General features: G+C 69.0%; 15 protein-coding genes. 4 read left to right on the forward strand and 11 right to left on the reverse strand.

Translation table 11 applies throughout. The features are described 5' to 3' along the window. The first annotated feature begins 7 nt into the window (after positions 1-7). Positions 8-1,879, forward strand: a complete 1,872-nt coding sequence (gene thiC / locus ACI7BZ_RS17975) for a phosphomethylpyrimidine synthase ThiC (RefSeq protein WP_414118506.1) — start codon at positions 8-10, stop codon at positions 1,877-1,879. Between the two features lie 341 nt (positions 1,880-2,220). On the opposite strand, the gene ACI7BZ_RS17980 is transcribed toward thiC, so the two are convergent. The 3 genes from ACI7BZ_RS17980 to ACI7BZ_RS17990 all read right to left on the reverse strand — a co-directional run bounded on the left by ACI7BZ_RS17980 (position 2,221) and on the right by ACI7BZ_RS17990 (position 7,621). After that, positions 2,221-2,727, reverse strand: coding sequence for an acetone carboxylase subunit gamma (locus tag ACI7BZ_RS17980; protein ID WP_414118507.1), 507 nt, complete (start codon positions 2,725-2,727; stop codon positions 2,221-2,223). A gap of 191 nt (positions 2,728-2,918) precedes the next feature. After that, entirely contained in the window at positions 2,919-5,249 is a 2,331-nt protein-coding gene (locus ACI7BZ_RS17985) for a hydantoinase B/oxoprolinase family protein (RefSeq protein ID WP_414118508.1), read from the reverse strand. 218 nt (positions 5,250-5,467) lie between these two features. After that, the gene (locus ACI7BZ_RS17990; RefSeq protein ID WP_414118509.1) at positions 5,468-7,621 is read right to left on the reverse strand and encodes a hydantoinase/oxoprolinase family protein; all 2,154 of its coding nucleotides are present in this window, start codon (positions 7,619-7,621) and stop codon (positions 5,468-5,470) included. 436 nt (positions 7,622-8,057) lie between these two features. Between ACI7BZ_RS17990 and ACI7BZ_RS17995 the strand changes: the two genes are divergently transcribed. Further along, positions 8,058-9,968 (forward strand): sigma-54-dependent Fis family transcriptional regulator, encoded by a 1,911-nt coding sequence (locus ACI7BZ_RS17995; RefSeq protein ID WP_414118510.1) that lies wholly within the window; start codon positions 8,058-8,060, stop codon positions 9,966-9,968. A gap of 64 nt (positions 9,969-10,032) precedes the next feature. Here ACI7BZ_RS17995 and ACI7BZ_RS18000 read toward each other — a convergent pair whose 3' ends face one another. The 4 genes from ACI7BZ_RS18000 to ACI7BZ_RS18015 form a co-directional block, all read right to left on the reverse strand. Then, positions 10,033-10,779: an outer membrane protein gene (locus ACI7BZ_RS18000; RefSeq protein WP_414118511.1), complete on the reverse strand. Its 747-nt coding sequence runs from the start codon at positions 10,777-10,779 to the stop codon at positions 10,033-10,035. 282 nt (positions 10,780-11,061) lie between these two features. Beyond that, positions 11,062-11,997 carry a bifunctional Delta(1)-pyrroline-2-carboxylate/Delta(1)-piperideine-2-carboxylate reductase gene (lhpI, locus tag ACI7BZ_RS18005; RefSeq protein ID WP_414118512.1) on the reverse strand — a complete coding sequence of 312 codons (936 nt, stop codon included), beginning with the start codon at positions 11,995-11,997 and terminating at the stop codon, positions 11,062-11,064. Positions 11,998-12,147: 150 nt separating this feature from the next. After that, the gene (locus ACI7BZ_RS18010) at positions 12,148-12,336 is read right to left on the reverse strand and encodes a DUF3008 family protein (protein WP_414118513.1); all 189 of its coding nucleotides are present in this window, start codon (positions 12,334-12,336) and stop codon (positions 12,148-12,150) included. A 9-nt stretch (positions 12,337-12,345) separates the two neighbouring features. Then, entirely contained in the window at positions 12,346-12,546 is a 201-nt protein-coding gene (locus tag ACI7BZ_RS18015; protein ID WP_414118514.1) for a DUF2934 domain-containing protein, read from the reverse strand. 131 nt (positions 12,547-12,677) lie between these two features. Between ACI7BZ_RS18015 and amaB the strand changes: the two genes are divergently transcribed. Next, on the forward strand, positions 12,678-14,210 hold the full coding sequence (amaB, locus tag ACI7BZ_RS18020) for an L-piperidine-6-carboxylate dehydrogenase (RefSeq protein ID WP_414118515.1): 1,533 nt from the start codon (positions 12,678-12,680) through the stop codon (positions 14,208-14,210). A 47-nt stretch (positions 14,211-14,257) separates the two neighbouring features. On the opposite strand, the gene ACI7BZ_RS18025 is transcribed toward amaB, so the two are convergent. Beyond that, a complete protein-coding gene (locus ACI7BZ_RS18025) occupies positions 14,258-15,853 on the reverse strand; it encodes a serine hydrolase (protein WP_414118516.1) in 1,596 nt (531 codons plus the stop codon). Positions 15,854-15,976: 123 nt separating this feature from the next. Next, entirely contained in the window at positions 15,977-18,289 is a 2,313-nt protein-coding gene (locus ACI7BZ_RS18030; protein ID WP_414118517.1) for a sensor histidine kinase, read from the reverse strand. A gap of 314 nt (positions 18,290-18,603) precedes the next feature. Between ACI7BZ_RS18030 and fae the strand changes: the two genes are divergently transcribed. Next, complete coding sequence (gene fae, locus ACI7BZ_RS18035) at positions 18,604-19,143, forward strand: formaldehyde-activating enzyme (protein ID WP_414118518.1); 540 nt, start codon at positions 18,604-18,606, stop codon at positions 19,141-19,143. On the opposite strand, the gene ACI7BZ_RS18040 is transcribed toward fae, so the two are convergent. Both ACI7BZ_RS18040 and ACI7BZ_RS18045 read right to left on the reverse strand, forming a co-directional pair. After that, positions 19,113-20,084 carry a LysR family transcriptional regulator gene (locus ACI7BZ_RS18040; RefSeq protein ID WP_414118519.1) on the reverse strand — a complete coding sequence of 324 codons (972 nt, stop codon included), beginning with the start codon at positions 20,082-20,084 and terminating at the stop codon, positions 19,113-19,115. The two genes, fae and ACI7BZ_RS18040, sit on opposite strands and share 31 nt — an antisense overlap. 51 nt (positions 20,085-20,135) lie before the next feature. Beyond that, entirely contained in the window at positions 20,136-20,429 is a 294-nt protein-coding gene (locus tag ACI7BZ_RS18045) for a hypothetical protein (protein ID WP_414118520.1), read from the reverse strand. Positions 20,430-20,523 lie beyond the last annotated feature (94 nt).

The following is a 20,523-nucleotide window of genomic DNA, read 5'->3' on the forward strand; positions in this document are numbered from 1 at the left end:
GAACCGCATGCTGGACGAAGCCTCGACGTCCTCTCTGAAGGTCACCACCGGCCCCCTGCCCCATTCGCGCAAGGTGTTCGTCACCGCCACCCGCCCGGACGTGCAGGTGGCCATGCGCGAGATCTGCCTGTCCACGCCGGACGAGAAGCCGCTGAGGGTCTATGACACCTCCGGCCCCTATACCGATCCGCAAGCCGTCATCGACCTTACCCGCGGCCTGCCGCAGCTGCGCGCGCGATGGATCGCCGAACGCGGCGACGTGGAGGAAGTGGACGGGCGCGCGGTGAAGCCGGAGGACAACGGCCTGAAGGAGGGCCAGTCCTCCTCCCTGCCCCAGTTCGACCTTTCCGGCCGCCGCCCGCTGCGCGCCAAGCCGGGCAAGCGTCCGACCCAGATGGCCTATGCGCGGGCCGGCATCATCACCGCCGAGATGGAATATGTGGCGGCGCGCGAGAATCTCGCCCGCGCCAATGGCGGCGCCCACCCGCACCACCAGGCCATGGGCCTCGGCGCGGTGATTCCCGCCGACATCACCCCCGAATTCGTGCGCCAGGAAGTGGCGCGCGGCCGCGCCATCATCCCCAACAACATCAACCACCCCGAAACCGAGCCGATGGCCATCGGCCGGAACTTCCTGGTGAAGATCAACGCCAACATCGGCAATTCCGCCGTCACCTCCGGCGTGGCGGAGGAGGTGGACAAATTGGTGTGGGCCACCCGCTGGGGCGCCGACACGGTGATGGACCTGTCCACGGGCAAGAACATCCACACCATCCGCGAATGGATCATGCGCAACGCCCCGGTGCCCATCGGCACCGTGCCGATGTACCAGGCGCTGGAGAAGGTGGGCGGCGTCGCCGAGGACCTCACCTGGGAGATCTTCCGCGACACGGTGATCGAGCAGGCCGAGCAGGGCGTGGACTACATGACGGTGCATGCCGGCGTGCGCCTCGCCTACGTTCCGCTCACCGCCAACCGCGTCACCGGCATCGTCTCGCGCGGCGGCTCCATCATGGCCAAATGGTGCCTCGCCCACCACAAGGAGAGCTTCCTCTACGAGAATTTCGAGGAGCTGTGCGAGATCCTCGCCCAATATGACGTGGCCTTCTCTTTGGGCGACGGCCTGCGCCCCGGCTCCATCGCCGATGCCAACGACGCCGCGCAGTTTGCCGAGCTTGAGACCCTTGGCGAGCTCACGGAGATTGCCTGGAAGTATGATTGCCAGGTGATGATCGAGGGTCCCGGCCACGTGCCGCTCCACCTCATCCGCGAGAATGTGGAGAAGCAGCTCAAGATCTGCCACGAGGCGCCCTTCTACACCCTCGGCCCGCTGGTGACGGACATCTCCCCCGGCTACGACCACATCTCGTCCGCCATCGGCGCGGCCATGATCGGCTGGTTCGGCACGGCCATGCTCTGCTACGTCACGCCCAAGGAGCATCTGGGCCTGCCCGACCGCGACGACGTGAAGGCCGGCGTCATCTCCTACAAGATCGCCGCCCATGCGGCGGACCTTGCCAAGGGCCACCCGGCCGCGCGCCTCCGCGACGATGCGCTCTCCCGGGCCCGCTTCTCCTTCCGCTGGCGCGACCAGTTCGCGCTGTCGCTGGACCCGGAGACGGCCGAGCGCTTCCACGACGAGACGCTTCCCGCCGAGGGCGCCAAGGTGGCGCATTTCTGCTCCATGTGCGGGCCGAAATTCTGCTCCATGAAGATCTCGCAGGAGCTGAAGGTGGAGGCTGGCGACATCGCCCGCGCCCAGGCCGACAACCTCGCCTCGGCCGGCATGGCCCAGATGGCGCAGAAGTTCCGCGAGGGCGGCGGCCTCATCTACACCCCCGCCCCCGACGTGGCGGAGCCGCCCGCGGCCGCGGAGTAAGCGGAACACCGTTTCGCGGCCCGATAAGGTAACGAGGGGCGGCATCAGGCCGCCCCTTTTCTTGTCGCCCACCGTCATGGCGGGCCGCGCCGAGTGGCGGCGGTCCCGCGCCGCCAGAGCGCGATCCGATCAAATTGACTCAATTTGATCGGTGAATCGCCCTCTCACTTAAGGATAGAGAACGCGTTATCCGATCCGCTTGCGATGCAAGCTGATCGGCGCGTGCTCTAGAGCGCGATCCGATCAAATTGACTCAATTTGATCGGTGAATCGCCCTCTCATTTAAGGATAGAGAACGCGTTATCCGATCCGCTTGCGATGCAAGCTGATCGGATCAGGCTCTAAGCCGCCGCGCGCTCCGGCACCGGCAGGCCGAGCCATTCGGTGTAGAAGGCGTCCACGTCCGGCTCGAAATCATGGATCACCGGATACCAGGGCGTCGGCGCCTCCACGTCGTGGAGGGTGCCGCACTCGGGGCAGAAATATTCCCGGATCACCTGCCAGGCCGGCGTCGGCGCCATGAGGCGGGGGTAGATCTCCTCCATCTTCTGCGGCGTGTCGCGCACGTGGATGCGGGCATGGAGCTTCCAATTCTCCTTCCAGTCGCAGAAATCATGGCCGCATTCGCAGCGCACGGTCCATTTCTTGGAGACCTTCTGCTGCACGATGAAGAGCTTGGGGCCCAGCGGCAGGATGATCTTGTCATCCCACGGCACGCGCTCCTGCAAAATCTCCACATAGGTCACGAACCGCTCGGGGTCCTTGGGGGTGGACAGCATCTGGTGCAGCGTATCGGGATCAATCTTGCCTTCCACCAGATCGACGATCTTGGCACGGGTATAGGACATGGGGTTTCCTCCTGGATCTATGGGTTGGTTCTCCCTCTCCCGCTTGCGGGGGAGGGTGGGGGCAGGCGGCGCGGTTCATCCTGCCGCCGGGGCGATGCATCGAGATTTCCCCCTCCCCATCCCTCCCCCGCAAGCGGGAGAGGGCGCGCGCCGCGCATAAGGAGAGGGGGCACATGGCGCGAGCGGACCGCTCACTCCTCCACAAACTGCACGGTGTGCACGTCCGGCAGCTCGGAGATGTCCATGGAGTAGCGTGAGCCGTAGGTGGGCACGCCGATTTCCTCCTCCGGCAGGGTCCAGCTCTCCGGCAGGGTCCAGAAGGCGCGGAAGTCCTTCTCGAAGCGCGGGCCGAGCTTGAAGGAGGCGGCGAACATCTGGCGCACCTGGGTGCCCGCATCCTTGGCGAGGATCTTCTCGCGCTCGCCCTTCATCCATTCGGTGACGGGAATGGACTTGGCGAGGCGATCGGTGCGCATCTTCTTGCGGGCGGCGATGGTTGCCGCCTCGTCCACGGAGAACAGACCGTCCGCGCCCTTGCGCACCACCACGCCGTAGACGTCACCGGCGAAGCGTTCGAGGATGTAGCCGCCGTTGAGGTCCTGCGCCACCGCCTGCGGCTCGCGGTCCAGCGGATCGCCGAAGCCGGGGCCGCCGCGCATGTAGTTGAGGTAGAGGTCGTAGTCGGCGAACATCTCCTCGGTGGTGATGGCCTGCTTGTCGCGCTTGATCTGCGCATTGGGCAGCATGGCGTCCCAGGTGGGGTTCTCCGGGTCCGTGTCGCCGCCGAGCGGGATGTCGGCGCCGGAGGCGATCAGCTCCTTGAGCCCGGTCTTGTGGGCGGCGAAGCGATAGCCGGAAGCGGCGGGATAGCCGCCCATCAGGCCCCAGTCGGACGAGATGTGGCCGTTGCCCATGAAGAACATGGTCCAGTCCTTGGCGTTCCAGACCATGCGCAGGCTCTCGAAGCCGCAGCCACCGCGATACTTGCCGGAGCCGCCCGAGGAGGCCTTGATCTGCCGGCCGAGATAGATCAGCGGCTCGGCCAGTTCCCAGATCTCCATGTCGCCCATGTCGCCTTCCGGGTTCCAGATGGCGGCGGCATGCGAAAGGCCGTCCTGCACCGCGGTCGCCCCGGTGCCGTTGGCGGCGCACTCGAACGAGTTCACGGCGTGGATCTCGTCATACTGGTTGAAGCCGCCGCCCTGCAGCCAGTTGGAGGTGTTGGCGTTGCCCGCGTTCACCTCCTCCAGATAGCCGCGGCCGAAATAGGAGCGCGACAGGCCGCGCCACAGGGCCGTCCAGGCGGACACCAGGAAGTGCCAGGAGTAAGAGAAGGCGACGCGGCGGTCGTCCGGGTTCATCCAGGTGCCCTTGGGCAGGCGGAACTCGGTGCCGTAGGCGGCGCCGTCATTGATCATCTCGGAGGGGATGAGGGTCTGGGTCATCATCACCCAGATGCCCGAGGTGAAGCTCACCTGATGGGCATTGTAGGTGTGCCAGCCCCAGCGGCTCGACCCCTCGAAATCGAGGCGCCAGGTGCCGTCCTTGCGGATGGTCATCTCGCAGGGGGCGTGCATGATGGTGTCGAGCTTGGCGAAGTCGGAGGGCACCCGCACGTCCTCATGGGCGTAGGGCACGTCCACGAAGCCCACCTGCCTATAGGTGCCGGGAATGGTCATGGCCTTGATGCGGGCCTGAAGGCCCAGGCGGCCATGCTCCACCGCCTCATAGGCGAACTTCCAGTAGGCCTCGATGCCCTCTTCCGCGACCACCTCTTCCACCAATTTGCGGATCATGTGGCAGCCGGCGATGCGGGTGCGCTCGTCCAGCATCCAGTAGCGGGTGGTGCGCACCATGCGCTGGCTCTCGTGCAGCCAGTCGCGGAACAACTCGTCATTGGCGCCCACCTTGCGGCAGGTGATGGAATAGCCGTCGCCGAAGCGCTGCACCTGCCCCGTGGCCATGGAGCCCGGCCCCACCGCGCCGGTGTCGATGACGTGGGTGACGCCGCCCACCCAGCCGATCAGCTCGCCTTCCCAGAAGATGGGCACGATGGTGTGGATGTCGCAGGGGTGGACGTTCCCGATGAGACAGTCGTTGTTGCAGAAGATGTCCCTGTCGTTAACGCCGGGATTGGCCTCCCACTCGTTCTCGATCATGTATTTGATGGCCGCACCCATGGTTCCCACATGGATGATGATGCCGGTGGAGGTGAGCAGGCTGTCGCCCGCCGCATTGTAGAGGGTGAAGCACAATTCGCCCTCCTGCTCCACGATGGGAGAGGCGGCGATCTTCTTGGCGGTCTCGCGGGCATCCACCACGCCGGCCCGCAGGCGGGAGAACAGCTTGTTGTAGAGGATGGGCTCGCTCTCGCGCAGCTCCAGGGTCTTCAGGCCGGCATAGCGGCCGGTGGCCTTGGTGGCGGCCATGAGCCGGTCGCGATGCTCTTTGAGCGTCTCGCCGCCGCGGACGATGCCGCGGGTGGCGCCCTGAAGGGTGGATTGGCTGACATTGACGTTCATGGGTCGTTTCCTTTGAGATTGTTTGGGTTTGCTCACCGCGGTAGCCAATCGAAGGCTCCGGCGCGAAGCCCTCTCCCGCTTGCGGGGGAGGGTTGGGAGGGGGAACTGGGTGGCCACACCGAGCGGCGCTGGCGGAGAGGACGCTGGCCCCCTCCCCAGCCCTCCCCCGCAAGCGGGAGAGGGGGCATACCGCGCTCTGCTTGGCGCCAGCCTTGCCCTCACACCTCGCGCAGGTGGAACAGCCGGTGGCCGTCGAGCCAGGTCTCGAAGCCGTCGGGCACCACGAAGGTGGTGGCGTCGGATTCGATGATGGCGGGGCCCATCACCCGGTTGCCGGGGCGCAGGGATTCCATCTTGTAGAGCTGCGCATCCACCCACTTCTTCTTGCGGTAGAACTTGCGGGTGCCGGTCTTGGCGCTCTCGGGCGGGGTCTCGCCCTCCTCCGGCTCCTTGGGGATCTTCGGCTTGGGGATGGGAACCATGCCGCGCATGATGGCGCCGGTGACCGAATAGCCCAGCTCCGGCGAGCGGGCCGAGGCGGCATAGACGCGGCCATAGGTGGCATTGAAGGCGTCGGTCAGCTGGTCCCAGTCCGCCGCCGTGCCCGCCTGCTTCAGCGGGCTCTCGATCTCCAAATCGTTGAGCTGGCCGCGATACTGCATGCGGTAGCCGGGCTGCAGCGTCACCTGCTCGGGGGCGTAGCCGTTGAGCTTGAACTCCTCCAGCACGTTGTGGGTGAGTTCTTCCCACGCCGCCTGCAGGGTCTGGCTCGCCTTCACCTTGTCCGCCTCGGGGGCGTCCGGGGGCATGTTGATGTCGAGGGACTTGTCGTAGCGATATTCGAAATCCGCCGCCGCGCAGCCGAAGGCGGAGAAGCCCGCCGCCCAGGCCGGCACGATCACGTCCTCGAAGCCGAGGCCTTCCGTGTAGCCATAGGTATGCACCGGCCCCGCGCCGCCATAGGAGAAGCACACGAAGCTTTGCGGCGAGTAGCCCTTGCCGGAGATCATGGCCCGCAGATAGTCGCGCAGGTCCGAATCCAGCAGCTCGATGACGCCGGCGGCGGCGTCTTCCACCGAGAGGCCGAGCTTGTCGGCGATCTGCACCTTGATGGCGTCCACCGAGCGCTGCCGGTCGAGCTTCACCGCCCCGCCGAGGAAGTTGTCGGGGTTCAGATAGCCCAGCACCATGTGGCAGTCGGAGACGGTGACGGTCTCGATGCCGCTCTCCTTCCAGCACACGCCCACCCGGTAGCCGGCCGAATCCGGGCCGAGCTTGATGGCGCGGGTGTAGGGATCGAGCCGGATGAAGGAGCCGGCGCCGGCGCCCACCGAATCCATCGCCACCAGCGGCAGGGAGAGAACCAGCCGGGCCATGTCCGGGTCGTTCTTGATGGTCATCTCGCCCTGGGTGATGAGCGCCACGTCGAACGAGGTGCCGCCGATGTCCGAGCAGGCGATGTTCTTGTAGCCCAGCACCTCGCCGAGATATTTGGCGCCGATCACCCCGCCGATGGGGCCGGAAACGATGGTGCGCGCCAGTTCCTTCGCTTTCCAGGAGATGGTGCCGCCATGGGTCGCCATCACGCGGAAGTCGAACTTGGTGCCGCGCTCCTTGAAGGCGTTGGAAATCTTGGAGAGGGTCTGGCGCGAGGGCTCGGCGGCATAGCCTTCCAGGATGGTGGTGTTGGTGCGGTGGGTTTCCTTGCGCACCGGATAGTAATCGGCGGAGGCGAAGACCGGGATGGTCTTTCCACTGGCCGCGATTTCCTCCAGCACGATATCGCGCACGCGGCGTTCGTTGACCGGATTCTTGTAGGAGTGGAGCAGCGAAATGACGATGCCCTCCACATCGGCGGCGATCAGCTCGCGCGCGGCCTGCCGGGCGCTGTCCTCGCGCAGGGGGATCACCTGCGTGCCCATCATGTCGGTGCGCTCGATGACGCCGCGGGTCAGCTGGCGCGGCACCAGGGGCGGGTCGTAGCGGTGGGTGTTGAGGTGGATGCGGTCCTCATAGGCATAGCCCAGGTGGCTCTGCACCGCGCGGCCCATGCGGTGGAAATCCTCCATGCCGCGGTTGACGATGAGGCCGCATTTGAGCCCCTTGCGCTGGACCACGCGATTGAGCATCGCGGTGCCGGAATAGACGCCGGTCTGCAGCTGGGCGAGGGCGTCGTGGAGCGACATGCCCCAGTTGGCCAGCCCGTCCTCGCTGGAAGAAATGAGCCCCAGGGCCTCGTTCTGGGGCGTGGACTGGGCCTTGCCGACGACGAAGTCGCCGTCCTGGTCCACGAAGAAAGTGTCCGTCATGGTGCCGCCGGCATCAATGCCGAGCACCTGGACGTTGCGCAGGTTTCCTACGGGCACGTTCACGCCAATGTCCTCCCTTTGTGGCCGGCCCGCTTTTTTGGTGCCGGCTCCTGCTGCCTGCCGCAGGATGCGTGCCAGCCGCGATAGACTGTAGAAATTCACGGGATTTCATGAGTTTTGTGCAGTGCGCAATGTAATTGTTCAGTTCTAGACTGTCCGGTTTTCGGACACTTGTTGTCCGGGCCTCAGACAGAAACCTGGAACGACTGCCGTGCGGGAGCTACAGGGCCTTGCCGCTGGCGCGTTTCTGCGCTTATCTTGCAGCCGAAAGCCGTCGCCGCCGGCCAACCGGCGGACAGAACACGGCATCCATGGGAGTGAACCGCCGGCGGGCGAGGTTTGGGCCGAAGCGCCCGCAGCCAAGGCCCGCACGCCGGCCAACAGGCTCAGGCGGCGCCTTTCGGGAACGCCGCGCCGCCCGGCCCGGAGGGCAGAGCTGGTGCCTTATCGCGAGATCGCCCGTGCCTGGGAGGCGTTTCACCAGGACGGACTTGCCTCACCTGTCGTGCGCCCCGCGGTGCTGGCCTCCTGGCAGCGCTCGCGCCGGCACGCCATCGCCGCCACCCTTTCCGCCGCCCCGCTGGTGAGCGAGGCCGAATTGTTCCGCCGCCGGCGGGACAACATGCGCCTCATCACCGCCGCCCGCCCGGCCATGGACGAGGCGCGGCACCTGCTTTCCGATGCCCGCTCCATGCTCATCCTCACCGATCCCGAGGGCGCCATCCTCGAAACCGAAGGCGACGTGCGGGCGGTGGATACCGGCCAGGAGGTGAAGCTGCAGCGCGGCGGCATGTGGTGCGAGGCGCAGATCGGCACCAACGCCATCGGCACCGCGCTGGCCTGCGGCCGTCCGGTGCAGATCCACGCCGCCGAGCATTTCTGCGCCCCGGTGCAGCGCTGGACCTGCGCCGCCGCCCCGGTGCGCCACCCCCTCGACGGGGCGGTGATCGGCGCGGTGGATATCTCCGGCTCCACCGACACCTTCAACCCGCAGAACCTCGCCCATGCGGTGGCCCTCGCCCACCAGATCGAGGCGGTGCTGGGCCGGCGCATGGAGATGGAGCATGAGGAGGTGCTGCGCCACTTCCTGGGCAAGCGCTCGCTCTGGCTCTCCGAGGAGATCCTCGCCTTCGGCCGCTCCGGCGCCCTCATCTATTCCACCGACCGGGCGCTGAAGGAGGTGGCGCGGCGCAACGGCGCCTTCGTCGCCGACGGCCGGCTGGCGGGGCTGAAGGATGTGGCGCCGGAGGCCTGGGCGGAGCGCGTCGCCGCTTTGCTGCCGGGGGCCAGCGTGGAGATCGTGCGCGAAGACGGGGAGGAGATCGGCGGCGTGGTGGTGCTGCATGCGCCCCGCCGCGGCCGCACCCTGCCGCGGGAGGCCGAGCGGGCGCCCGACGCGGTGCCCTTCGAGGCCATCGTCGGCGACAGCGCGGTGATGCGCGAGGCGCGCGAGAAGGCCCGCCGCATGGCCGAGAGCGGCCTTCCCATCCTTCTGGAAGGCGAGACCGGGGTGGGCAAGGAGGTGTTCGCCCGCGCCATCCACGGCGCCCGCACCCCCGCCGGCCCATTCGTGCCGCTCAATTGCGGCGGCCTGCCGCGCGACCTCATCGCCAGCGAATTGTTCGGCTACGAGAAGGGCGCCTTCACCGGCGCCGATGCCGCCGGCAAGCAGGGCAAGGTGGAAGCGGCCAGCGGCGGGCTCCTGTGCCTCGACGAGATCGGCGAGATGCCGCTGGAGCTGCAATCCTATCTGCTGCGGGTGCTGGAAGACGGGGTGGTGTACCGCATCGGCGGCCATGCCGCCCGGCAGGTGGATCTGCGCCTCGTCTCCATGACCAACCGCGACCTCTCCGGCGAGGTCGCGGCCGGGCGCTTCCGCAAGGACCTGTTCTACCGCATCGCCGCCCTGCGGCTGCGCATCCCGCCCCTGCGTGAGCGGGGCGACGACGTGCTGCTCGTCGCCGACCACCTCGGCACCATCGCCGCGCGCCGCGCCGGCCTTGCCCCGCCGCGCTTCACCGAGGCCGCCCGTGCCGCGCTCCTTGCCTATGGCTGGCCGGGCAATGTGCGCGAGCTGCGCAATGTGGTGGAGATGCTGGTGGCCATGGGCGGCGCGGGAAACAATGCGCCCGGCGGCGCCATCGACGCCGACGACCTGCCGGCGGAAATCCGCGCCGGCGCGGCGCCGCCGGCCCGGGCCACGGATCTGCGCTCGCTGGAGGAAACCGCCATTCTGGATGCGGTGGAAGCCTGCGGCGGCAACCTCTCGCGCGCGGCGCGCCGGCTCGGCATCGCCCGCTCCACCCTCTACATGCGGCTGGCGGCCCTGGAGGCAAAGGGCGCGGGGTGAGGCGCGCCGGCCCCACCCGCCGCGCTGCGCCCGACCGGGCGCGGCGCCGCGTGCAGGAAGGCGCTCAGAACTTGTAGTTCACGCCTGCCTTCATTGTGTGCATCTTGCTGTCCGCGGAGCCAAAGGTTTTGATGGCATTGCTGCTTTCGTAGAAGTAATAATCTACGCTGCCGAGGTCCACATAAAGATATTCGGCCTTCAGCGTCCAGTTGTTGGCAACGGCAAATTCGCCGCCGGCTCCCAGCGTCCAGCCCCATTGGGTGGCGGCGCCGGAGCCGACAATGGCGGTGCCGCTGTCATGATAGGTGCCATCCACGGTGGTGCGGCCATAGGCGAGGCCGCCCGTCAGATAGGGCAGGAACCGGTCCATGGCATAGCCCAGCCGGGCGCGGACGGTGCCGAAGTAGTCGATGGCGCCGCCCACATCCAAGCTGTTGGTGAGTGCACCGGTGGTGTCATAGGCGGTGCCGGAGACGCGGGCCTGAACGCCGGACCATTGCAGGTCGGTCTCAAGGCCCAGCACCACATTGTTGGCGAACTGATAATTGTAGCCCACCTGGCCGCCGGCGAAGAAGCCGGAGGAGTTCAGGGACGCCGTCTCGTAGCTCACGAGAGCCCCGGCGCTCGCGGTCACCGCCGTGGCGGAGGGATCGCCTCCACCATAGCCCACGTTGGCGCCGATATAAAAGCCGGTCCAGGAGAACACCGGCGCCTGCAGCGTCTTGACCGGATACTTCATGGCGAGGTCGGCCGCCAGCACGGGGGCCGAGAGCACCGCAACCGAAGCGAGGGCGAGGGCAAGGGTTTTCATGTCGCAGTCCATGGCTTGGTTCCAGACAAATCGAGGCCATGCTCCAGGCCGGAAAGCTCTGGATCATGAGGCAAAGCAACTCCCCGCCCCGCTCGCGCCGGACTGAAAGAGAAGTGCCGCTTTGGCTCGGATTGAAGTCAATGCGTTCCGGGAACATCACTGAAAGAATTCAAGCTAAGTTCCCGAAAATGCCGTCTGGCCTGCCCCTACATCGACCTTGCTTCCGCCCCACTGTCATAGCGCCGGCATGGTTAAGAACATCTGAAGGCGGTACGCCGCTGCTCACCGCCCGGCCACGAGCTCCGCCGCCACCAGATCCTCCAGGGCCGCGCCCACGGACTTGAACAGGGTCACCTCGTCCACCCCCTCCCGGCCGGGCGCCACGCCGGCGCACAGGGCGTTCAGGTCGCCGCGCACAAGGTCCGTGGACCAGCGCCCCGATGCGACGGGCTGCAGCAGGTCGCCCGCCTCCGCCAGCGCGCCGCCATAGGTGTCCACATACACCTGCGCGCCGGCCACCAGGTCGTCGTCGCTCTCGCGCATGGCGGGGGTGAAGGCGCCCACGAGGTCCACATGGGTGCCCGGCTTCACGTCCCGCCCCAGCACCAGCGGTTCCACCGAGGTGGTGGCGCAGGTCACGATATCCGCCGCCGCCACCGCCGCCGAAAGGTCGGGCGCCGCCTGCGCCGGCAGGCCCTGCGCGCGCAGCACGCCGGCCATGGCCGCGGCGCGCTCGGCGGTGCGGCCCCACACCAGGATGCGGCGGATGGGCCGCACCGCGCAGTGCCCGGCGGCCAGATAGCGCGCCAGATGCCCGGTGCCCACCACCGCGAGGGTTTCGCTCTGCGGCCGCGACAGGAATTGGGAGGCCAGCGCCGAAGTGGCGGCGGTGCGCCGGTTGGTGAGCGCCTCCGCATCCACGATGGCGCGCGGCGCGCCGGTCTCGCCGTCGAACAGCACGTAGATGCCGTGCACCGAGCCGAGCCCCTTGGCGGCATTGGCGGGAAAGATGTTCACCAGCTTCACCCCCAGCGCCTCGCCCCGCCGCCAGGCCGGCATGGCCAGAAGGTGCGCCGGCTGCCCGCCGAGGCCCACCTCGTAGGACTGGCGCACCGGCGCTTCCACCCGGGCCGCGGCGAAGGCGGCGCGTAACGCGGGAATCAGCCGGTCATAGCTGAGGGCGGTTTCCACCTGCGCCGCCTCGAACACCTGCACCATGGCCCATCCTTCCGCTCCACCCACGTTCGGTGGCCGACCATAAAGGCGGATGCGTCCGGGTTGAACCAACCGGCGCGGCAAATCCCGCCGCAGGGGGCGCGCAAAGCCCCGCACGGGCGGGAGAAGCCCCCGCCCCCGCGCGCCGCCGCGTCACGGCTTGCGCACGTGCTCCGGCTTGCCCTTGCGCGGGGTGGCGGCGAGGTCGCGCAATTGCGCCTCGCTCATGCTCTGTGCCATGGCGCGCGAGGCGCCCTTGAGGCTCGCCTTGGGCCGCGCGCCGCGCTTGACGGCAAGGGCTGCGCCCGCCGCCTTCTGCTGGGCCCTGGATTTCGCCGGCATCGCGCCGCCTCAATACGGCCTGCGGCCCTTGAGGACCTGCATCTGCGCCCGCTCCCAATGCTCGCGGTCGCGCCCCTGGGGATAGCCCTCCTCCCGCCAGATGGCGTGGGCCCGGCGGCGGATCTGGTCACGCTCGGTTTCGGTGAGGCCGGCGCTGCCCGCGGCGGGCTCGGCGGCGGCGGGCGAACGGGTGGGCTGGGTCTGGGCCATGGTCTGCTCCTGCAATCGGGCGCGCGGCTGCCCCCCCTGCGCGCCCCTGTGGAGAAAACCGCCGCCGGCCGCCGGTGGTTCCCCGCCTCGCCCGCTCCGGGCTAAAAGGGGGCGAGACGCAGGAGGTGGCGATGGCGAGCTTTCCCGGAACCGGTGTTCTGCCCGGTGCGGCGCAGGACATCCTGGCGCGGCTCGGGGTTCCAGCGCAGCGCCTGCGCGGCCCCCGGGCGGCCCGCACCCCCCTCACCGGCGAGATCCTGGCCCAAGTGCCGGAGCTGGACGCTGCGCAGGTGGAGGCCGCCATCGGCCGCGCCCATGCCGCCTTCCTCGCCTGGCGCACCGTTCCCGCCCCGCGCCGGGGCGAGCTGGTGCGGCTTCTGGGCGAGGAGCTGCGCGCCGCCAAGGCCGACCTTGCCGCCCTCGTCACCCTGGAGGCGGGCAAGATCGCCTCGGAGGGGGCCGGCGAGGTGCAGGAGATGATCGACATCTGCGATTTCGCCGCCGGCCTCTCGCGCCAGCTCCACGGCCTCACCATCGCCACCGAGCGGCCCGACCACCGCATGATGGAGACCTGGCATCCCGCCGGCGTGGTGGGGGTGATATCGGCCTTCAACTTCCCGGTGGCGGTGTGGTCGTGGAATGCCGCGCTCGCCTTCGTCTGCGGCGATGCGGTGGTGTGGAAGCCATCCGAGAAGACCCTCCTCGCCGCCCTGGCGGTGGAGGCCATCTTCCAGCGGGCGGCGGCGCGCTTCGGCGCGGTGCCGGAGGGCCTCTTCACCCTGGTTCCCGGCGGCCGGGCCGCGGGTGAGGCGCTGGTGGACGACGCCCGGGTGCCGGTGCTCTCCGCCACCGGCTCCACCGCCATGGGGCGCATGGTGGCGCCGCGCGTGGCCCAGCGGTTCGGCCGCTCCATCCTGGAGCTGGGCGGCAACAATGCCGCCATCGTCTGCCCCTCGGCCGACCTCGACCTGGCGGTGCGGGCGGTGGCCTTCTCCGCCATGGGCACGGCGGGACAGCGCTGCACCACCCTGCGCCGCCTGCTGGTGGACGATGCCGTCTACGACGCCCTTCTGCCGCGCCTGAAGCGCGCCTATGCATCGGTGGCGGTGGGCGACCCGCGGGCGCCCGGCACGCTGGTGGGCCCGCTCATCGACGCCGGGGCGTTCGCCGCCATGGAGGTGGCGCTGGATGCGGCGCGGGCCGCGGGCGGCAGCGTCACCGGCGGCACCCGCGTGGGTGCCGACGCCCTGCCCGACGCCTTCTATGTGCGCCCCGCCCTGGTGGAGATGCCGGCGCAGACCGACACGGTGGCGGCGGAAACCTTCGCCCCCATCCTCTATGTGCTGCGCACCGGCGATCTGGACACGGCCCTGCGCCTCAACAACGAGGTGCCGCAGGGCCTCGCCTCGTCCATCTTCACCAACGACCTGCGCGAGGCGGAGCGCTTCCTGTCCGCCACCGGATCGGACTGCGGCATCGCCAACGTCAACATCGGCCCCTCGGGCGCCGAGATCGGCGGCGCCTTCGGCGGCGAGAAGGAAACCGGCGGCGGGCGCGAGGCGGGCTCGGACTGCTGGAAGGCCTATATGCGGCGCGCCACCAACACCATCAATTACGGCGCCAGCCTGCCGCTGGCCCAGGGCGTGACCTTCGAGGTGGAATGACCCGCGAGGCGGAGTGATGGGGGAGGAGGAGCAGGGCGGCGCCGCGGCTATTTCCGCCGGAAGGTGCCGAGCCCGTGCTCGTCCATCACCTCCACCCGCACGCTGCCCGCCGCCGGGGCGAACGACACCAGCGAGAGGCTCCCCGCCGGCGCATTCTCGCCGGTGGGGCGGTAGACGAAATCATCCCCGCTCCAGTGGGTCAGTTCCACCCGCAACGGCAGCGGCCCCACCGTGAGCACGAGGCGCCCGCCTTCGGCCTTCACCTCGGCATCGCCGAAATAGGCGCTGGCATAGGTGCCCGCATAGGTCGCCAGCGGCTGCGCGGGCGCGGGCGCGGCAGGCGCCGCCTTGCCGGCGAGGCTGCCGAGGGGCTTGTACAGGGGCGCCATGAGGGTGCCGTAGGCCGCCAGCCAGTCCCGCGTCACCGTGCCGAACTGCACCAGGTCCATGAAGCTCATGGCCACCGCCTCCGCCGCGCCCACCGGCTGGGCGTTGGTGAGCACCACGATGCCCAGCTTCTCCGATGGCAGGAGCAGGACATTGGTGCCCGCGCCCAGGAGGAAGGCGCCCGAATGGTCGATGAGCACCCGCCCGGCCGGCGACACCCCCACCCCGAAGCCGTAGCCATAGGTGGAGGCGCGCGCGTCGATCGCATAAGCCGGGGTGGAGATGACTTCGGAGCGCAGGGCCGGAAGCAAGGCCTTCTGCGGCACCAGCTCGCGCCCCTCATGGGTGCCCCCGGCGAGCACGAAGGTGAGCCAGCGGGCCATGTCCCGCGCCGTGGAGGAGACCCCGCCCGCCGGCGACTGGGCATCGGGCTGGCGCTGGAACTTCGCGACGAAGCGGTCGCCCTCGCGCACATGGGGCACGGCGCGGTTGGGGCGGGCCATGTAGTCGGCGAAGCGCGAGGAGGTGGCGGCCATGCCCAGCGGCTTGTAGAGCACCTCCTCGCTCAGGCTCGCCCAATCCCTGCCGGAGGCCACGGCCACCGCCTCGGCCGCCGCGGTGAGGCCGAAATTGGTGTAAGCGTAGGAGGCGCGGAACGGGGCGAGAGGCAGAAGCCTCAGGCGCTCCAGCACCTGCCGGCGGTCAAAGCCCATGTCCTCCAGCGCATCGCCCGCATGGTCCGGCAGGCCGGAACGGTGGCTGTAGAGATCGGCGATGGTGACATGGGCCGACACCCAGGGATCGTTCAGCGCGAACCAGGGCAGCAGGCCCTGGACCGGCGTGTCCCACCCCACCGTGCCCTTGCCCACCGCATGGGCCACCACGCTTGCGCCCACCGGCTTGGAGAGGGAGGCGAGCTGGAACACCGTGTCCGCATCCACCGCCGCCGCCTCGCCGGCCCTGCGCACCCCGTAGCCCTTCATGAACAGCACCCGCCCGTCATGCACCGCCGCGAGGGCGAGGCCGGGAATGCCGGTGCGCGCCATCATCTCCCGGGCGAGGGCATCCAGCCGGTCCGCCGCCCGCTCGATCTGGCTCGGCGGGATGGTCACGGCTGAGGTCTGGGGCGGCGGCCGGGAGGCGTCGATGGGCTCGTGCGCAAGGGCGGGCGCCGCGAGCAGGGAGAGGGCGGGGAAGACGGCGGCGAGGGCAGCAAGGGTCCTTTGGGCCAAAGTGCGGTGCGGGGTGTGCGCCATGCTGTGCTCCTGCCGGCGGGCGGCGGAGGGCGCGCCTGTGTCGGCTGCCCGCATAGAGCATCATCGGGCGGGGCGGGTCCAGAGCCGCGGCGGGACCCGGCGGGCGGAGGCGAGGCCCCGCTGTCACATCACCGCGGCGAGGCGCGGCGTTTCGTTGGAATTGGCGGCCCGCCCGTTCACCGGCAGGCGGACGATGACGGTGGTGCCCGCCCCTTCGGTGGAGCGGATGCGCATGGCGCCGCCGTGCAGCTCCACCAGCGACTTGGCGATGGCAAGGCCCAGGCCCGAGCCCTTGTGGGTCTTGGTGAACTGGCTCTCCACCTGCTCGAACGGCCGGCCGATGCGGGCGAGGGCATCGGTGGCAATGCCGATGCCGGTGTCCTCGATGGCGATCACCGCCGCATCGCCGTTGACGCGCGCCTTCACCGCGATGCGCCCGCCCTCGGGGGTGAACTTCACTGCGTTGGAGAGCAGGTTCAACAGGATCTGCTTCAGCGCGCGCCGGTCGCCGGACAGGGACAGGCCTTCCGCCGCCGTCACCGTCATGGTGATGTTCTTCTCGTCGCCATTCACCGCGGTGACGCGCATGGCATCGGCGATGATCTCGTCGAGGGCCACGTCCTCCACCTCCAGCTGCATGCGCCCCGCCTCGATCTTCGACATGTCGAGGATGTCGTTGATGACGTCCAGCAGGTAGGTGCCCGAGCCTTTGATGTCGGAGCAGTATTCGGCGTATTTCTCCGAGCCGAGCGGGCCGAACATGCCGCTTTCCATGATCTCCGAGAAGCCGATGATGGCGTTGAGCGGCGTGCGCAGCTCGTGGGACATGTTGGCGAGGAACTCGCTCTTGGCGCGGTTGGCGTCCTCGGCCTTGTTGCGCTCCTCGGAATATTTGTCGGCCAGCTCGGCCAGCTGCTGGGCCTGGTGCTCCAGGGTCTGCTGGCTCTTGCGCAGGTCCGCCACCAGCGCCATCAGGCGCTTCTCATTGTCCATGAGGCGTTCCTCATGGCGCTTCATGGTGGTGATGTCGGTACCCACGGAGACGTAGCCGCCATCCTTGGTGCGCCGCTCGGCGATCTTCAGCCAGCGGCCGTTGGACAATTGGGCCTCGAAGGCGCGCGAGCCCTCCTCCGGCTTGTCCTCGGGCTTCAGCGGCGTGCGCGTCACCGGGTGGCGGCCCACCGAGGCGATGGTGTCGAACGGGGTGCCGGCGACGATGGTCGCGTCGGGCAGCTCGTGCAGGGACTGGAACTTGGAATTGCAGAGCACGAGGCGGTTCTGGCTGTCCCACAGCACGAAGGCTTCCGAAATGCTCTCGATGGCGTCGCGCAGGCGCATGTCGGCGGTCACGGTCCGCTCGGCCATGCGCTGGGCCTCGGTCACGTCCATGGCGATGCCGATGAGGTGGGGGCCGTCCTCGCCCGGCTGCTGCACCACCTCGGCGCGCATGCGCAGCCACACGAAGTCGCCCTTGGCGGTGCGCATGCGGAACACCCGGTCCACCGAGGCGCCGGGGCGCTCGGCCAGCTCCTGCGCCAGCTCGTAGAGGTCGCCGTCGTCGGGATGCACCAGCTTGGCGATGTCGCCGAAGGAAATCAGCTCGTCCTTGCGCTCCAGCCCGAGGATCTCGAACATGGTGTCGGACCAGTACATGCGGCCGCGCGCCATGTCCCAGTCCCACATGCCGCAGCGGCCGCGGTTCAGCGCGGTGTCGATGCGCCGGCGCACGGTGTCGTAGATGAGGTCGGCTTCGCGCGCCCGGCTCGCCTGCCAGTGGAAGGAGAAGCCGAGGATGAGCAGCACCGCCCCGGTGGTGGCGAACAGGGTGACGGTGAGGGTGGTGGAATCCGACCAGGCCGTCAGGGCCCGCTCCACCGGCTGCAGGAACACGATCTGGCCCAGGGGGGCCGGCAGGTTGCGCACCGTGGCCAGGGCCGTGCCGTCGGCGAACGGCACCTCCAGCACGCCGGCGCGCTCGGCGAAGATGACGAGGGGCTGGGCGGGGTCGATCAGGTCCGCCAGGGTCGCGGGACCCTCGGCGCGGGGGGCGGAAGCGATGATGCGGCCCTGCGCATCGGTGACATAGACCCGCCGCCCGGCCTCGGTGGCGCGGGGGGGAAGGCTGTCCTCCAGCGCGCCGGGCACCTTGGCCGGGGCGCCCGCGGCGCGCAGGGTCAGCCCCTCGGCGGTGGCGAGGGCGAGCAGGGAAAGGTCGTCCTTGGCATTGTTCAGCTCGGCGAGCCGGTGCGCATGCACCTGCACCACCGCGCCGACGCCGATCACCAGAAGGAAGGTGACGATCAGGGCGGGAACGATCCGGCGCAGGACCGGCTCCGCATCAAGCAGGCGCTGGTAGGCGGGGCGCGCGATCGACCGTGCCAGACCTCGAATGGCTTGGTCGCGCGCACCGACGCTCGCAGCGTTGGCGCGTGCCATCGCCGGTCTCCTCCGGGTCTCCGGGAACACCGGGCGGCCTAAGCCCCGCGCCCCCACGTCCTTGATTTTGGAGGGACGTGCCGCATCTCTCCGAATCAAGCCCATTGGAATCGAATCGCAGGTGATTTGTCCAGAGTCCATGGGAGTCAAGTGGCTAAAAATGTCGGCCGCCCTTCGATTTCCGCCCCTTTTGCCGGCTTGCCGGGGCCACCGTCGGCCTCCGGCGGGAACGGAGCGGCGGCAGCGACGCTGGGTCGCCGTGGACGCGGGCGTGAACGGGTGGTTACCTGCCGCGCAAACCGGGGAGGAACGGCATGACGGATATCTGGTTCAAGGCGGGCGAAGCCACGGTTCTCGCGGCGGACGGGCAGGCCACCGACGCCATGCCCGAAGTGCTCATCGGCTCCGTGCGCGGACCGGTGGGCCAGGCCTTCGCCTCCATGATGGGGCAGGTGCAGGGTCACACCCGCATGTTCGTGGTGCGCGACCTGAACCAGCTGGTGCGGCCGGTGACCATGATGACCACCAAGGCCACCATCCACACCGCCGAATATGTGGAACTGCTGGGCGGCGTGGTGCAGGCGGCCATGGGCGATGCCATCGTGGACTGCGTGAGCGAGGGCATCCTGCCCAAGGACGAGGTGGACGAGCTGGCCATGATCATCATGGTCTGGCTGGACCCGCGCTGCGCCGAGGACCCGGACCTGGACAAGGCCGACCTCTACCGCACCAATTACGAGGCCACCAAGCTCGCCATCTCCCGCGCCATGAAGGGCGAGCCCACCATCGACGAACTCATCGCCAATCGCCGCACCGTGAAGCACTATGCGCTGGACGGCGTGATCGAATATTGAGCCTCCCCCGCCGGCTGCGCCCCCTCGCCGGGGCCGGCCGGCGGGGCGCGGAACCAGCGGGCGAAGGTTTCCGCCAGAAAGTCGAGGAAGACGCGGACCTTGAGGTCCTGCGTCGCCCGCGCCGGAAACAGCGCCACCGTCTCCAGCGCGTCGCGCAGGTGCCAATCGGGGAGCACCGGCTCCAGCTCTCCGCTCTCCAGCCGCCGCCGCGCCAGGCACTGGGAGGCCAGCATGATGCCGGCGCCGCCGATGGTCTGGCGCATGGCCATGATCACGTCGTTGGTGACCATCTGGGGATTGAGCTTCAGCTCGAACGAGCCCTGCGGGCCTTCCAGCGGCCAGCTCAGCGGGCCGGGTGCGGTGCGCACCGCCACAAGGGCGTGGGTCTCCAGCTCCCGCGGGTGCCGTGGCCGGCCGGCCCGGTCGAGATAGGCCGGGCTGGCGCACAGCCGCAGGGGCGAGGTGCCCAGCCGGCGCAGGTGATAGCTGGAATCGCGCACCGGCCCGTGCCGCACCGCCAGGTCGAAGCCGTGCTCCACCAGGTCCAGAGCGTGGTTGTCCAGGGTCAGGTGCAATTGCACCTTGGGATAGCGCTCACGAAACCGTGCCAGCTCTGGCTCTATGATCAGGATGGCGGGCCCGTAGGCCATCAGCACCCGCAGCGGACCCTCCGGTTCCTGCGTCAGCGCCCGCACCGCAGCATCGGCCCGTTCCAGCATGGCCACGGCGGTCACACAACGTTGATAATAGGCCTGCCCTGCATCGCTCGGCCACACCCGGCGCGTGGTGCGGTGCAGCAGCTGCACCCCCAGGCGGGCCTCCAGCAGCTTCACCCGCCGGCTCACGGTGGAGGCGGGCACGCCCAGCTGCTCGGCGGCACCGATGAAGCTGGCGCGCTCCACCACGCGCAGGAACACTTCCACCTCATCGAAGCGGGCCATGACGCCTCCTGTCCGGCCGGCGCCACCCGGGGCGCCGGCACCGGGGTTGGGTCAGTCGTTGCCGAGGCCGCGGTCGCCCTGCTCCAGGAAGACCTCGTCGGCCGTGTGGGGCATCATGATGACGGGCGCGGCGCGGCGTATCGGCACCACAACCACCGGGTGCATCATGCGGCTGTCCTGCGCATAGCCGAGGGGATGATAGCCCCACGCCTCCGGCATGGCGTCATAGCCGGATGCCGCCTCGGCATCGGCCTGCTGGCGGGAGGGCTCGTCGGCGGCGCGGGCAAGGCCGGGGGCGGCGATGACGCAGGCGAGGGCGATCGCCCCGAAAGAAAGATGACGCATGTTGGTCTCCATTGCATGCAGCGACGGGCGCTGCGCTGGAGATGAAGCTAGTCCCCCGCCTCGGGCGGGATAATACGCCAAGTCTGCATCTCTT

It is taken from the genome of Xanthobacter sp. AM11 (genome assembly GCF_047444035.1).
In the GTDB taxonomy this organism is placed as follows: Bacteria; Pseudomonadota; Alphaproteobacteria; order Rhizobiales; family Xanthobacteraceae; genus Xanthobacter.